Here is a 14489-nt window from a genome sequence, read left to right on the forward strand (position 1 = left end):
CCGCTCGGCACAGCCGTGTGGTCACCGCGGGTGGTCACAACAACAACTCAGTGACCGTGTGTATGGCCAGTCCGGCCAGCGCACCCACCACCGTGCCGTTGACGCGGATGAACTGCAGGTCGCGCCCCACCTGTAGCTCGATCCTGCGGGAGGTGTCGGCCGCGTCCCAGCGGTCGACCGTGTCCGTGATCAGCGTGGTTATCTCGGCACGGTAGTGGTTGACGACGTAACGGGCCGCCTCGCGCAGCCAGCCGTCCACCTTGTCACGCAACTCCGGCTCGGCGGCGAGGCGGCCACCGAGTGAGACCAGGCCGTCGCGTACCCGCTGCCGCAGCTCGCTGTCGGGGTCCTCGGCGGCTTCCAGCAGCATGCCCTTGGCCGTCGTCCAGGCGTCGGTGACCAGGCTCCGCACCTCGGGGTGCTCCAGCACCTGCCACTTGATGCGATCGGCTCTGGCCATCGTGGCCGGGTCCTCCCGCAGATCCCGCGCGAACTCGACCAGGAACCGGTCCACCGCCTTGCGCATCTGGTGCTCGGGATCGGTCTTGACGGCCCAGGCGAAGGCCAGTACCTCGCTGTAGATCTTGTCCGCCACCAGCGAGTCGAAGAACCTGGGTGACCAGGAGGGAGCACGCTGGTCCACCACCCGCGAAACCGTCTCGTAGTTGTCCCGGACCCAGTCGTAGGCACGATCGCAGACCAGATCGACCAGCCCGCGATGCGAACCGTCCTCGAAGACCCTGCCGAGAACGCGACCCAACGGCGGTCCCCACGGCTGTTCGACTACCTTGCGCAGCACGGTCTGTTCCAGCACCTGCCGCACGTCCTCGTCCCGCAGCACCCGCACCGCACCGCGCAACACCGCTGCCGACTCCGCCGTGACGCGCTCCGCGTGCTCCCGCCGCGACAGCCACTCGCCGATCCGGCCGGTTATCCCGGCACGGTCCAGCTTGTCCACCACGACCCGTTCGGACAGGAAGTTGGTGCCGACGAAGTCACCGAGGCTCTGACCGAGCGCGTTCTTGCGGTTGGGGATGATCGCGGTGTGCGGGATGGGCAGTCCCAGCGGTCTGCGGAACAGCGCGGTCACCGCGAACCAGTCGGCCAGCGCGCCGACCATCCCCGCCTCGGCGGCGGCGTTGACGTACCCGACCCAGCCGGAGCCGTCGGGCACCAGCCACCCGGTCCACAGATAAACGAGCGCGGCCAGCAGGAACAGCCCCGTGGCGACGCCCTTCATGCGGCGCAGCCCGCGCCTGCGGGAAAGCTCGGCCACCGAAGTATCCGACACCCCACGATTGTGGCAGCGCTGCCGACCACGGCCGCCACCGCGCTCGATCCTCGGCCTACCGGGGCGAGCGCCGCGACGAAGCCCCACGACCCGGACGCGTCCCCGACGGGAGGCACCCGGAACCGGCGGAAGTTCGTCGGGCGAGCACCACGGAAACCTGGTCATCCGAGCTTCCACTAGTAGGGTGCGATCCGTGCGTACTCCACCCTTGAGCAGTCGACTGCGCCCGTTCACCTCGACGATCTTCGCCGAGATCACCGAGCTCGCCCGGCGCAACGAAGCCGTCAACCTGGGACAGGGGTTCCCCGACACCGACGGCCCAGCGGGCATGCTCCGCGAGGCGGAACGGGCGATCGCGGACGGCACGAACCAGTACCCACCGGGGCCGGGTGAGCCCGAGCTGCGCGCCGCCATCGGTGCCCAGCGCGCCGCCGACTACGGCATCGAGCACGATCCGGAGACCGAGATCCTGGTGACCGTCGGTGCCACCGAGGCGATCAGCGCGGCGATGCTCGGTCTCGTCGAGCCCGGTGACGAAGTGGTGCTGCTGGAGCCCTACTACGACTCCTACCCCGTGGCGGTCTCGCTGGCGGGCGGGACGCGACGCACCGTGCCGCTGCGGGTGACCGGGGAGCGGTTCGAGCTCGACGCCGCGGCCCTGCGAGCGGCGGTCGGTCCGAACACCCGCGCGATCGTGCTGAACTCGCCGCACAACCCGACCGGCACCGTGTTCACCGAGGCGGAGCTGGCCGAGATCGCGGCGGTCTGCCGGGAGAACGATCTGCTCGCCATCACCGACGAGGTCTACGAACACCTGGTTTACGACGGGCGCGACCACTTGCCGTTGGCCACGTTCCCGGGAATGGCCGAGCGCACCCTGTCCGTGTCCAGCGCGGGCAAGAGTTTCAACGTCACGGGGTGGAAGATCGGCTGGGTCTGCGGCCCCCCGGAACTGGTCGCGGCGGTTCGCGCGGCGAAGCAGTTCATGACCTTCGTCGGTGGCGCCCCGTTCCAGCCCGCCGTGGCCCACGCCCTGCGCGAGGAGCGGGACTGGCTGCCGGAACTGCGCGGCCAACTGCAGCGGAAGCGGGACCGTCTCGGGGCCGGGCTCCGCTCGGCGGGTTTCGGGGTGCTGTCCTGCGAGGGCACCTACTTCCTGTGTGCCGACATCCGGCCGCTCGGCTATTCCGACGGCGCCGAGTTCTGCCGCGCCTTACCCGAGCTGGCCGGTGTCGCGGCCATTCCGCTCCAGGTGCTCTGCGACGATCCCGAGCCGGTACGCCACCTCGTCCGGTTCGCCTGCTGCAAACGCGACGAGGTGATCGACGAGGGAGTCCGGCGACTGCACAAGCTGGGTTGAGGGCTGGGTTGAGGGAGTTCCGCCGGGCGGCTGCCCGGCTCCCCCGGCGTAGCCCTTGCCGGACCTCACCAGCGGATACCGGACCTCACCAGCGAATACCCGACTTCACGGGTGACGACGTGACCACCGCGTCGCCACCACACCACGGATGACGCCCCGGTTGGCCGGGATCCGGGCGAATCCGGCCAACCGAACGCCTCTCCGCCGCGCTCGCGAAGCACCGTGCCCCGCGTCAGCAAACGAACCAGTCGCTGCCCGTCCGATGCGTGACTAGCCCGTCCGCTCGCCGGGTGTGCAGCCGCAGACAGATCGGTCCGGCGGGAACGCCGGGCACGGCGAACCCACCGCAGTCGTCCAGCTCGCCCCGGCACTCCCCCTGGCCGTGCCGCACGATCACCGCGCCCGCCGGGCTGGGCTGCCCCGCTCGGCTGAGCACGATGCCGCGGGCGAGGAACATCCCCTGTCGCGCGGGGCGCAGTTCCAGTTCGACGAGTCTGCCCGGTGCGGCGAAGCTCAACGTGCGCACCTCGGCAGCGCCGGACGACTCCTCGGCGACATCGGACGACTCCTCGACGGCGCGGCACCGGAGGGCGGAATCGCCGAGCGGTTCCAGCACTCCGACCGAGTCACGCTCCCGGACCAGGCGCCGCGCGGCACCGTAGGCCGCGCTGATCGCCCGATCGGGGGTGGGATCCGTTCGACGGAACAGCCTGCCCAACGACCGGAGCTCTTCGGGAATCCCCGTGCTCTCATCGATCCCCGCGCTCCCACCGACCCCCGCGCTCACACCGCCACCCCTTCCACGGCTTCCGGACTCCCGGACGCGAGCATCCGCAGGCGCAGCGCTCGCAGGCATCGCTGCTTCTTGGGACCGATGGAACCGCGGGCCATCCCCAGCGCGGTACCGATCTGCTCGTAACTCGCGTCCGGGGCCACAGCCATGATCCGCAACAGCTGTTGGCAGCGGTGTGACAGCTGCGCGAACGCCTGTGCCATCCGCGCGGCCGACAACGAACGCACCGCGCTGCTCTCCGGAGTCTCGGTGCCGTCGGCGGTTTCGGCCAGCAGCCCGGCCAGCCCGCTGGGCGATTCCCTGCGTCGTGCCCGCGCCAATCGCATCGACTCGCGGCGGGCGGTGGTAACCAGCCAAGCGGACACCCCCTCGGAGTCGCGGAGTCGGTGCAGGTTCTCGGCCAGCAGCAGCCAGGTCGCCTGCCACGCGTCCTCGGCATCGGCCCGGTTGGCCGAGTAGGCGCGAACGGCTCCCCACACCACACCGCTGTTGCGGTCCACCAGCTCGCGCCAGGCGCGTTCGTCACCGACGGCCAGCCGACTGAGCAACACGGCGGTACCGCAGGATCGCTCCCGTTCCGTCACTGGAACACCTTTCCTACTTCGGGATCGGTCCCGACCCGGGAGCCGTGGGCGTCGAGCGAAGCACACGACTCGGGCCGGTTCGCCGAATAGGAGACGTAACGGCCGCCGCTGGATTCGCGGTGCGGCCGTAAACCCCCGAACGGGGCAAGAGTTCGAGTAGTACTACGTACCTGCCGCGTAGTCACCGGGAAGCCGCCGGCCCCACCCCGGACCGTTCTCACTCACCGGCGGACGGCATTCGGGAAAAACCAACGAGTCACAACGGGCGATCGTTGATTCGTAACACCGCCTAACCGGGTGATAGGCGGCGGTTGCGGATGCCAATTCGCCGATTACCCGGGAGGATGATGGTCGAACGCGGGCAGCGAGACACGGGGCGGTGATTCTGATGCAACGGACAGTCCCGAGTGATGCGGGAACGTCCACATTCACCGAGACCGGACGATCGCCGGTTGGCGCGCTCCGGTTCCCGAAGCACGCCGGGCGTTTCCGCTCCAGACCGCGGGCAGCGGACGGCGGCTGACCGAAAGGGCACGGCGAGCGGCCGAGAGCGCCCGGCGAGATTCCGAGAGTGCGCGGTGAGAGGCCGAGAGTGCACAGCGAGAGTTCGCCGCTCATCCCGCACGGCCCGAACGCCGAGACTTCCGATCCGGTTGCCTGCGCCCGACCGGGTCGGTCGGGGCGCCGCATCGGGGCGAACCAATCGTCACGAGAGCGGCAGACAGCCCCGCCCCCGGTGTCGCACTGCCCCTGTGACACCGGGTCGAGCGGCCACCCACCGGCACGTCGAGGGGCCGTGCCGGCGGGTGGCCGAACAGCCATTCCCGCCGCGAGAGCCGTGCCGGAGGTTCCGCCACCCGTCTCCGGAACGGCGTCGATTTCCCACGAAATCTACGCGCCCACGGCGTGGCAGCACCGGATCACGGTCACCCCACGCGGCCCGGCTGCCGTCGATTTCTCGCGAAATCGCCGCGCCGCTTCGCCGCGGGCCGCGCTCCGACCACCCTCGCAGTCGGCGCCGCCGCGGGTTCTCCGGTGCGGCTCTCGCGAGGACGGCCCCGACGTTGTGTAGGTCGCTACCCGATGTCGGGGCACCCGCAGCGAGAGCCGTGCCGGAGGTTCCGCCACCAGCACCGCCACGCGGCGCAACCCCACACTTCCCTCACTAAGTAACCAGGTCGGGCGGATGGGCAGGCCCGATCGAGTCGTCGGCTTCGGCGATCAACTCCACGGCCCGCCGCAGCGTTTCCTCCGGCAGGCTGTAGGGCAGTCGGAGACGGTCGTCGAACTCCCCTTCCACCGCGAATCTCCCGGAGGAAGCCAGCCGCACGCCTCGTTGTTCGGCGGCCACGGCCAGCCGCCCGGCTCGGCGGGAGCCGATGTGGCACCACAGCGAGAGTCCACCGTCCGGAGGGGTGAAGGTCCACTGTGGTCGAAGCTCGCGCAGCGCCGCCACCAACCGGTCCCGCTGGTGCAGCAGTCTCGTGCGCTGCCGATCCAGCGTGCGATCGGCGTCGTCCAGCAACTCGCTCAGCACGAGCTGCTCGAAAGCGGGGCTGCCGAGGTCGATCGCGGCACGACCGACGACGATGCGCTGCACGAACTCGTGCGGCGCGCGGATCCAGCCGAGCCGCAGACCTCCCCAGAACGACTTGCTCGCCGAGCCCACCGTCACCGTCTGCGAGTCGGCGAAGGCAGCCGCGGGAAGCGGAAGCGGCTCCCCGGAGAGATTGATGTCGACCAGCGTCTCGTCCACCACCGCGGTCGTGCGGTGACGCCGCAGCGCGTGGCCCAGTCGTTCCCGCTCGACCGAGGTCATCAGCGCACCGGTGGGGTTCTGGAAGTCGGGAATCAGATACGCCAGCCGCGGCGCCGCCTGTGCCAGGGTCGCCTCCAGCAGTTCCGGATCCCACCCGCCGTCGACCATGGGCACCGGCAGCGGCCGCGCGTGTACGCCGCGGACGGCTTCCAGCGCGTTCGGGTAGGTGGGGTGTTCCAGCAGCACCCGCTGCCCGGGAGTGAGCACCGTGCGCAGCACGAGGGCGAAGGCGTGCTGCGCACCGTTGGTGATCAGTATCTGCTCGGGGTCGGTGGGCAGGCCGCGCTCCGCGAAGCGCCGCGCGATCCGTTCCCGCAGCTCCGGCAGGCCCTGCGTCTGATAGCCGTGCCCGTGGAACCGCGTGGCGAACCGTTCGCTCGCCCGTTCGAACGCCTCGTACACCTCGGGGGACGCTGCGGGAGTGGCTTGCGCGAAGTTGATGCTCTCGCCGCGTTCCGGCGGGTACCAACCACCCGACTCGGCGGTGCCGCCGGCCGTGGCCGGCAACCCGATCCAGGAGCCCGCTCCCCGTCTGCTCCGCACGAACCCCTGCTCCCGGAGCCGGTCGAGCGCAGCGGTCACCAGATTGCGACTGGCGCCGAGCCGGTCGGCCAGTTCGCGTTCGGCGGGTAGTCGCGTACCGGGCGGCAGTTGCCCCTCCAGCACCAGCTGGCGCAGTGCCGAGTACAGCGCGTCGGCACTGGGACGGTCGCCCCGCGACCAGTTGCCCAACAACCGCGCCAGGGCATTGGCACCCATTCTTCCCGTTTCCGAAATCGTCACGGGTACCAATATTCCACGATTGGCCCTGTCCATAACAGGCCAAAACCGAATATCAATCGGATATGCCCCGAAGAACCGCAACAGTGGACCTCGAACCGATACCGGTGACACACCGCCCCGGCACCCGACTGCTACGGCTGTTCACCGGACTCGCCTGCTACGGCACGAGCATGGCGATGATGGTGCGCGCGGAACTCGGACTCGCGCCGTGGGACGTGCTGCACGACGGCCTGGTGGAACGCACCGGCCTGGGCTTCGGCACCGTGACCGCGATCACCGGTGCTCTGGTGCTGCTGTGCTGGATACCGCTGCGCCAGCGGCCCGGCATCGGCACCGTCGCGAACGTGTTCATGGTGGCGCTCTCGGTGAGCATCGCGCTGCACCTCATCCCACCGGTCGAGAACCTGTCGCTCCGGGTGGCACTGCTACTCGGTGGCGTGCTGTGCAACGGTGTCGCCACCGCGGTCTACGTCGGAGCCCGGCTCGGGCCGGGACCCCGCGACGGGCTGATGACCGGCCTGCACGGCAGGACGGGGCTGTCGCTGCGCGCCGTCCGCACCTGCGTCGAGCTGTCGGTACTGCTGACGGGCTGGCTGCTGGGCGGCTCGGTGGGGCTCGGAACGGCGCTCTACGCGCTGGCGATCGGCCCGACGGCGCAACTCGCGATGCCCGTTGTGGCGGTGCGGACCCCGAACGCAGGATAATCCGGACATGCCCACTGTCGAGGTAGCCGAACAGGCGGGAACCGAACCCAGCGAGGACGTGGTGCTCACCCTGCCGAACGCGGTGGCGGTGCTGGACGGCGCCACCTCGCTGCGCCCCACCGAGCACACCGGCGGCTGGTACGCCGCCGAGCTGGCCACGGCGCTGCGCCACCGCCTCGACCCGACCCCCGTCCCCGATTCGGGCTCCCACCCCGATTCCGGAGCCGCCCCGGACCTGGCCGACTCGCTGGCGTCGGCGATCGACGAGGTGAGCACGGCCCACGGGCTGCGCCCGGGGAACTCCCCCTCCACCACGGTGTCGATCCTGCGGTGGGACGAGCGAACCGTGGAGGCGCTCGTGCTGGCCGACAGCCCGGTCGTGGTGTTCACCGCTTCGGGGACCGACGCGGTGACCGACGACCGGCTGCACGCCCTGCGCACCACTGGCGAGGGCGACTACCGGCAGCGGCTGCGCGGGGGCGGCGGCTTCGACGAGCGGCACCACGACGAGCTGCGCGCCGCGGTGGACGCGACCGGCCGCTGGCGCAACGTCGAGGGCGGCTTCTGGGTGGCCGAGGCCGACCCGTCCGCCGCGCACCGTGCGATCCGGCGGAGTTGGCCCAGGTCGGAGGTCCGCTCGGCGCTGCTGGCCAGCGACGGCGTCTCCTGCGGTGTCGAGCAGTACGACAGCTACCGCGACTGGCGGGAACTGCTCGCGCACGCCCGCGCGGAATCGGCGTGGGCGGTGCTGGAGCGAGTCCGTGCGGCCGAACACGCCGATCCGGACGGCAGTCGTTGGCCACGCCCCAAGCGACACGACGACCAGGCACTCGCCGTCGTGGACTTCACGTCGGACGATTGAGAGCACTCGACCGCTCGTTCCCGCGGAGGTGTCCGGCATGGTGCTGGCGAACAGCGTCATCTACGTGAACGGCAGATCGCGGCAGCGCTGCGGGACGATCGAGCAAACGCTGCACGAACTGCGGTGCGGCTCCGACTCCGACCACACTTTCGGATGGATCGATCTGTCCGAACCGGACGGGGACGAGCTGACGAGACTGGGAACCGAGTTCGAACTGCACCACCTGGCGCTGGAGGACGCCACGGTCGCGCACCAGCGGCCGAAGCTCGACCGCTACGGCGAGACGCTGTTCATGGTGCTGCGTTCCGCGCTGTACGAGGAAGCGACCGAGAACGTGGCGCTCGGCGAGGTGCACGCGTTCATCGGCTCGGACTTCGTCATCACCTCGCGGCAGAGCGACCGACCCGACCTCGACGCGGTGCGAGAACGACTGGAGAACCAGCCTGAGCTGCTGGCGCACGGCCCGCCCGCCGTGCTCTACGCCCTCGTGGACCGGGTGGTGGACGACTTCCTGCCGGTCGAGCGCGGGGTGCAGAACGACCTGGACGAGATCGAGACCGAGGTGTTCGGCGGCGAGTCCACAGTGTCCAAACGGATCTACCGGCTCTCCCGCGAGGTGATCGAGTTCCAGCGGGCGACCGGCCCGCTCATGGAAGTGCTGGACGGCATGGAGCAGACGTTCCACGAGTTGCGCGACGGCGTGGAGCTGAACCGCCACCTGCGGGACGTCCGGGACCACGCGGCGGACGTGGCGGAGCGCGTCGAGTCGCACCGGCAACTGCTGGCGAACATCCTGCTGGTGAACTCCTCGCTGCACTCGCAACGCCAGAACGAGCAGGCCACCAGGCTCACCGAGACGAGCCTGCGGCAGAACGAGCAAGTGAAGCGCATCTCCTCCTGGGCGGCGATCCTGTTCACTCCCACGCTGGTGGGGACGGTCTACGGCATGAACTTCACGCACATGCCGGAGCTGGACTGGCCGTCGGGATACCCGCTGTCGCTGCTGCTGATGCTGCTGGTCGCGGTGACGCTGTACGCGGTGTTCCGGAGACGTGACTGGTTGTGACCAACGGAATCCACTCCAAAAAAGATCTCTTCCCCTAGAGACATCCGCGGCACTGTTTAGTAACCTGGGCGACGTCCACCTGACCCCCAGGGGTGGACTTGGCGCCCCCGCACTCCCGGTGACCCCCAGGCCGGTTGAGAGCGGGGGCGCACCTTTCGGTCGTGTGTCACCTTTCCGGCTGACTCGTGCCGCGAGCTCCCGATTCGCCGAGTGCGGCCGGGCGACTCGTGCGATGCTCCGATTCGAGGGGCCGCCACGCATCGGGGACAGGGGCGAACAGTGGTGCGGCCGCCCGCACCGGCACCCGCTCACTGCTCCGTTCGGGTGAAAAAGCGGAACCAAACCCGAGAGCTAATCGTCAGTAATAAAAGCCGGAGGTTTTTCACACGGAGGCACGCCATGAACCTGCACGCCCGCATCGAACTGTACGGCGGCCCTGAGGACGGCCGCGAGATCACGCTTCCCGTCAGCGGCGAGGGTGAGCCGCTGTCCCCACTCCCCGTACCGCGTGCCTCGGAGGAGAACGAAGGCGTCGCCTGGTACGAGCGGGACCAGCACATGGGGCGGGGATTCTGGGTCTACAAGTACGCCGACTCGCAGTCGGCGGAGTACCCCCGGGCGGGCTGACCGCGCTCCGCCGAGCCGGGCGCCGGGAACGCTCGCCGCGGGAACCACCCGCCCGCGAGCCGGAGGCCACGACGTGGCGCCGCGTCGGACAACGGCGTCGGACAGCGGTGTCGGGTGGCGGTGGCACGAGCGTTCACCCGTAGTCCACCCGCCGCTCACAGTCCTGATCACCGGCGGACACGGCCGCACCGCACGGTTGTTCGGAAACATTTCCGAACGTAGGAGCATTCCGTGCTCGGAACCAGCGCTCGCCGCTCCCTCGCGACCCTGACCGCCGCTTTCGCAGTGATCGGCGCTGCCGCGCCCGCCCAGGCGTCGCACGACGACTCCACCGAGCCGCTCACGCTCGAACCCGAGGGCGAGACCCCGACCCTGTTCGACGACGCGACCGGCGGCAACGCCAACGCGGACGATCCGGCCATCTGGCGCGACCCGGCCGCCCCCGAACGCAGCCTCGTCATCGCCACCGCCAAGGAGGGCGGGCTGCGGGTGTACGACCTCGACGCCCGTCCGGTGCAGTCGATCCCCGCGCCGGAACCGCCCACGCCGGACGACGCGCCGGGCAGGTTCAACAATGTGGACATCGTTACCGACTCGGGGCTCTCGCGCGGCGACGAGTCACCCGATGAGGACTACGCCGTGGTCAGCGACCGCGGCCGGGACCGCCTGCGCGTGTACCGCATCGACCCCGACGCGCGGCGGGGACCACTCGTCGACGTCACGGCCTCCGGTGTCGAACCGATCTTCGCGGCCGACCAGGCGGAGATCAACGAGGAGCGCACCGCCTACGGACTGACCACCTGGACCGACGAGCGCAGTGGCCGTTCCTACGCGCTGGTCAGCGGGAGCGGACGCACCGAGATCGCACTGCTGGAACTGACCCTCAGTCCAGAGGGGACGGTTGGCTACCGGGAGGTCCGTTCCGTGCGGCTGCCCTCGACCTTCCGGCTGCCGGACGGCGCCTCGTGGTCGCCGTGCGGTGACCCAGGGGAACTGCCGCAGGTGGAGGGCATGGTCGTGGACCCGGCCGACGGAACGCTCTACGCGGGCCAGGAAACGGTCGGGCTGTGGCGCATGCGCGCCGACCTGCGGGGCGCTCCGAGGCTGATCGACAGGGTGCGCGGCTTCGGGGTTCCGGCCACCTACGATCCCGCCACCGACGAGTGCGTCGCCGGGGAGGACCCCGGATTCGGCGGCGAGCACCTGACCGCCGACGTGGAGGGGCTGGCGCTGCTCGGTGGGGCTCACGGGAGCGGCTACGTGATCGCCTCCAGCCAGGGCGACAGCACCTTCCGGCTGTACGAGCGGGGCGACGCCGGTCACGGGTTCCCCGGCCGTGGGGTCCCAAGTGGTGGATTCCCCGGTCCTGGATTCCCCGGTCGTGCGGAGTACGAGGGCGCGTTCCGGGTCGTCGCCTCCGGTTCGGTCGACGGGTCCGAGGACTGCGACGGAGTCGCCGTGTTCGACGCCCCGCTCGGTGAGCGGTACGAGGACGGGCTGCTGGTGGTGCAGGACGGCCACGACTCGCCCGGTGACGGCGATCGCGAGGCCACCAACCTCAAGTTCGTCGACCTCGGCGAACTCACCGAGGGACTCGACGACCGGTTCGACGACTGACCGGGGTTCTACGGTCGGGTCGTCGGGACACTCGCTCGGCGGCCCCGTCCGCGCTCGCTCCGGATCACGGCCTCGGGCGGTAACGGTCGCGGTTCACCGGTGGGCCGTCGTCAGCGCGCGAGTACGTCGGTCAGCTCGTAGTGCAGGGTCCTGGTGCGCATGAGCCGGTGGAGGATCGGCACGAGGATGCCGTGCAGCAGGGGATACTTGCGCGTGAGGAGGTGGGCCGCCGTTCGGGCCTCGGCACCGTCCAGGCGCCGAGCGCGGCCCCACACCTTCGGCCCGGTGGGCTTGCCCAGCCACGTCGAGGGACAGAACCACACCTCCGGGAAGTTCCGCAGCCGGTTGTGCTTGCCCGACTTGCCGTAGGTACGGATGTAGGCGCGGTCGCCGCGCACGACGATGTTGACGGGGGTGTCGACCCAGCTCCCGTCGCGTTTCCTGGTCCGCAGTAGGACCGTCCCCTGCCGGACGAACGGGCGCAGCACCGCGGGCACCGATGTCTCGGTCATGATGCCCACCTTTCGAGCGGGAAAGCGGCTCGTCGCCCAGTCTCACGCGCGACCGGCAGCGCGGCCACCGTACGCACGATGGCAGGATCCTGGTGCATCCGGGCAGTCCTGCCACTTGGTTCCGCCTCGTCGCTTCGGAAGCATGGGGACATGAGCGAGACGCACGGTGGAACCACCGAGACCCGGCACATCGGAATCCTGCTGTTCGACGGGATGGAGGAGCTCGACGCGGTCGGCCCCTGGGAGGTCTTCGCGTGGTGGACCAGGCACTTTCCCGAGGACGGTTACGCCGTGACCACGTTCTCGCACGACGGTGCGGCGGTGAACTGCGAGAAGGGACTCGTCGTCGAGGCGCACCACAGCATGACCACGGTGCCCGAGCTGGAGGTGCTGCTGCACCCCGGTGGCGACGGCACACAGCGGCTGAGCGGCGATGCGGGGCATCTGCGGTGGCTGCGCGAGCAACGCGAGCGGGGGTCGCTGCTGACGAGCGTGTGCACCGGTTCACTGGTTCTCGCCGCGGGCGGTCTGCTGCGGGGACGGGCGGCCACCAGCAACCGCTCCGCGCTCGAACGGCTGAGCGGTCTGGACCCGACCGTCGCGGTGCACGGCGGGGTGCCGTACGTCGACGACGGCGATGTGGTCACCTCCGCCGGTATCGCGGCGGGCATCGAGATGGCGCTGCACCTCGTCGGACGCCTCGCGGGTGTCGAGCGGGCGCGCCAGGTCCGCGAGGGCATCGAGTACGCCCCGACACCGACCGGCTGACGCACCGGCGGGATCCCGACAGCCGCAGGCACCGGTGCTCGTGGAAGGAGGGCTCCCGGATCGTGCGGACGTATCCCAGCTCCGCCGGCGCGGAGACGTACGCCCGCTCGCCCGGGGGTCGGCCGCGGTGAGGTCGATGTCGATGACGTCCTTGGCCGCGAGTCCCTCCACCGCCGTGGAACCGACGTGCTCGATGCCGAGCGATGCTTCGCCGAGAGTCCTGGCGATGTCGGTGGCGGTTCCACCTCGGTCTCTGACGCCGAGCCGGGCATTTCACTACACTGCGAGCAACCACGACAACCAGCCGTGTCGCGCCGCCCCGTCGAATCCGGTCTCGAACGATTCCACCACTCGAAACGACTGTCGGAGACAGCGACGGTTCCGTAGTCCTCCGTGATGAGCGGCAGTGCAGAGTTGGCCGAGGAGCCCTGTATGACCACACCAGACACCACGATCACCGTCGGCAGCCCGGAATTTGTCGCCGATCCGCACGCGCACTACGCGTGGCTGCGTACGAACGCACCGGTCCACAGAGGTCGGATGGCCTACATGGGTGATCAGGACGTGTGGCTGGTCTCCCGCTACGAGGATTGCCGCCTGATGCTGGCCGATGACCGGTTCCTGCGTTCCCCGGAAGGGCAGGGACCGGCGATGCTCGCGGGGTTTCCGGACTCGGTCCGCGAACCGATACGGCTGATGACTACCAGCAACATGATCCTGATGGACGACCCGGCGCATCGACGCCTGCGCAAGCTGGTTGCCAAACCCTTCACCCCCCGAGCGATCGAGCGAATCAGCGGGCGAGTCGACGAGCTGTCGCACGGGCTGCTCGACGAGCTGGAACCCCTTGGTCGAGTCGAGCTGCGCGAGCGGTTCGCGCTGCCCGTCCCCGCTACGGTGATCAACGAGATGGTCGGAGTGCCGCACGCCGACCGGGAGCGTTTCGGTCGGGGAATGAATGCCCTCGTGACGGGCATGGCGCGGCTCGGCCAGGAGAGTTGGGCCCGGGAGATGAACGCCCTGACCGAGCTCGTGCGCGAGCTGATCGAGCACAAGCGATCCGAACCCGGCGAGGACATCCTGACCGGTCTGATCCAGGCCGAGGAGGACGGAGAGCGCCTCTCCGAAGACGAACTGGTCGCGATGGTCTTCCTACTGGTCACCGCGGGTTACGAGACCACGTACAACCTGATCACCAACGCGGTGCTCACGCTGTTGGATCACCCCGACCAGCTCGCGCGGCTGCGCGCCGCACCCGACGACGAAGCGCTGTGGCGGAGCGCCGTGGAGGAACTCGTGCGCTACGGCGGGCCGATCGGCGGAACCAAACCATCCACCACCGTCGAGGACGTCACCTGGCACGACACGACGATCCCGGCCGGTGCGACGGTGATTCCCGTGTTGGCCGCGGCCAACCGGGATCCCGCCGCGTTCGACGATCCGGACACCTTCGACATCGACCGCCACCCCAACGCCCACCTCGGATTCGGCCACGGAGTGCACTTCTGCCTCGGCGCCAACCTGGCCCGCATGGAAACCCGCGTCGCACTGCGGGCGCTCGTCCGCCGCAACCCGAACCTGCGGCTGGCAACCGACCGCTCCGAACTCGCACTCGAACCGATGCCGTTCTGGACACGCTACGAGGAGCTGCCCGTTCACCTCGGCTGACACTCGGAAACAGCGACTGGCGCGGACTCCGCTAC

13 protein-coding genes and 1 pseudogene are annotated in these 14489 nt (G+C 69.8%); 8 read left to right on the forward strand and 6 right to left on the reverse strand.

Annotated elements, in window-relative coordinates:
* Positions 1 to 34: 34 nt before the first annotated feature.
* Positions 35 to 1240 carry a DUF445 domain-containing protein gene (locus tag BM150_RS09450; RefSeq protein WP_092926317.1) on the reverse strand — a complete coding sequence of 402 codons (1206 nt, stop codon included), beginning with the start codon at positions 1238 to 1240 and terminating at the stop codon, positions 35 to 37.
* Between the two features lie 244 nt (positions 1241 to 1484).
* Here BM150_RS09450 and BM150_RS09455 point away from each other — a divergent pair, with 244 nt between their 5' ends.
* Positions 1485 to 2651 carry a pyridoxal phosphate-dependent aminotransferase gene (locus BM150_RS09455; protein WP_092926319.1) on the forward strand — a complete coding sequence of 389 codons (1167 nt, stop codon included), beginning with the start codon at positions 1485 to 1487 and terminating at the stop codon, positions 2649 to 2651.
* A gap of 232 nt (positions 2652 to 2883) precedes the next feature.
* Here BM150_RS09455 and BM150_RS09460 read toward each other — a convergent pair whose 3' ends face one another.
* The 3 genes from BM150_RS09460 to yczR form a co-directional block, all read right to left on the reverse strand.
* Positions 2884 to 3438, reverse strand: coding sequence for a hypothetical protein (locus tag BM150_RS09460; RefSeq protein WP_092926138.1), 555 nt, complete (start codon positions 3436 to 3438; stop codon positions 2884 to 2886).
* Positions 3435 to 4028, reverse strand: coding sequence for an RNA polymerase sigma factor (locus BM150_RS09465; RefSeq protein ID WP_092926140.1), 594 nt, complete (start codon positions 4026 to 4028; stop codon positions 3435 to 3437). Before BM150_RS09465 ends, BM150_RS09460 begins: the two co-directional genes overlap by 4 nt.
* A gap of 1165 nt (positions 4029 to 5193) precedes the next feature.
* Positions 5194 to 6630: a MocR-like transcription factor YczR gene (gene yczR / locus BM150_RS09470; protein WP_245755384.1), complete on the reverse strand. Its 1437-nt coding sequence runs from the start codon at positions 6628 to 6630 to the stop codon at positions 5194 to 5196.
* Positions 6631 to 6692: 62 nt separating this feature from the next.
* Here yczR and yczE point away from each other — a divergent pair, with 62 nt between their 5' ends.
* From yczE to BM150_RS09495, 5 genes are all read left to right on the forward strand, one after another.
* Complete coding sequence (gene yczE / locus BM150_RS09475) at positions 6693 to 7334, forward strand: membrane protein YczE (RefSeq protein ID WP_092926144.1); 642 nt, start codon at positions 6693 to 6695, stop codon at positions 7332 to 7334.
* A gap of 7 nt (positions 7335 to 7341) precedes the next feature.
* Positions 7342 to 8196: a protein phosphatase 2C domain-containing protein gene (locus tag BM150_RS09480; RefSeq protein WP_092926146.1), complete on the forward strand. Its 855-nt coding sequence runs from the start codon at positions 7342 to 7344 to the stop codon at positions 8194 to 8196.
* Positions 8197 to 8233: 37 nt separating this feature from the next.
* Positions 8234 to 9262: a magnesium and cobalt transport protein CorA gene (locus BM150_RS09485; RefSeq protein ID WP_092926321.1), complete on the forward strand. Its 1029-nt coding sequence runs from the start codon at positions 8234 to 8236 to the stop codon at positions 9260 to 9262.
* A 399-nt stretch (positions 9263 to 9661) separates the two neighbouring features.
* Positions 9662 to 9889 (forward strand): hypothetical protein, encoded by a 228-nt coding sequence (locus tag BM150_RS09490; RefSeq protein ID WP_092926148.1) that lies wholly within the window; start codon positions 9662 to 9664, stop codon positions 9887 to 9889.
* A 231-nt stretch (positions 9890 to 10120) separates the two neighbouring features.
* The gene (locus BM150_RS09495) at positions 10121 to 11506 is read left to right on the forward strand and encodes a phytase (RefSeq protein ID WP_245755385.1); all 1386 of its coding nucleotides are present in this window, start codon (positions 10121 to 10123) and stop codon (positions 11504 to 11506) included.
* Between the two features lie 110 nt (positions 11507 to 11616).
* Here BM150_RS09495 and BM150_RS09500 read toward each other — a convergent pair whose 3' ends face one another.
* Positions 11617 to 12018 (reverse strand): PPOX class F420-dependent oxidoreductase, encoded by a 402-nt coding sequence (locus BM150_RS09500; RefSeq protein WP_092926150.1) that lies wholly within the window; start codon positions 12016 to 12018, stop codon positions 11617 to 11619.
* A gap of 150 nt (positions 12019 to 12168) precedes the next feature.
* On the opposite strand from BM150_RS09500, the gene BM150_RS09505 reads away from it, so the two are divergent.
* Positions 12169 to 12786, forward strand: a complete 618-nt coding sequence (locus BM150_RS09505) for a DJ-1/PfpI family protein (protein WP_092926152.1) — start codon at positions 12169 to 12171, stop codon at positions 12784 to 12786.
* Positions 12787 to 12948: 162 nt separating this feature from the next.
* On the opposite strand, the pseudogene BM150_RS25240 reads toward BM150_RS09505, so the two are convergent.
* A pseudogene (locus BM150_RS25240) lies at positions 12949 to 13014 on the reverse strand (hypothetical protein); the annotation flags it as partial.
* A 204-nt stretch (positions 13015 to 13218) separates the two neighbouring features.
* Here BM150_RS25240 and BM150_RS09515 point away from each other — a divergent pair.
* Positions 13219 to 14454 carry a cytochrome P450 family protein gene (locus BM150_RS09515; RefSeq protein WP_175496754.1) on the forward strand — a complete coding sequence of 412 codons (1236 nt, stop codon included), beginning with the start codon at positions 13219 to 13221 and terminating at the stop codon, positions 14452 to 14454.
* Positions 14455 to 14489 lie beyond the last annotated feature (35 nt).

It is taken from the genome of Actinopolyspora alba, from assembly GCF_900112765.1.
Classification (GTDB): Bacteria; Actinomycetota; Actinomycetes; order Mycobacteriales; family Pseudonocardiaceae; genus Actinopolyspora; species Actinopolyspora alba.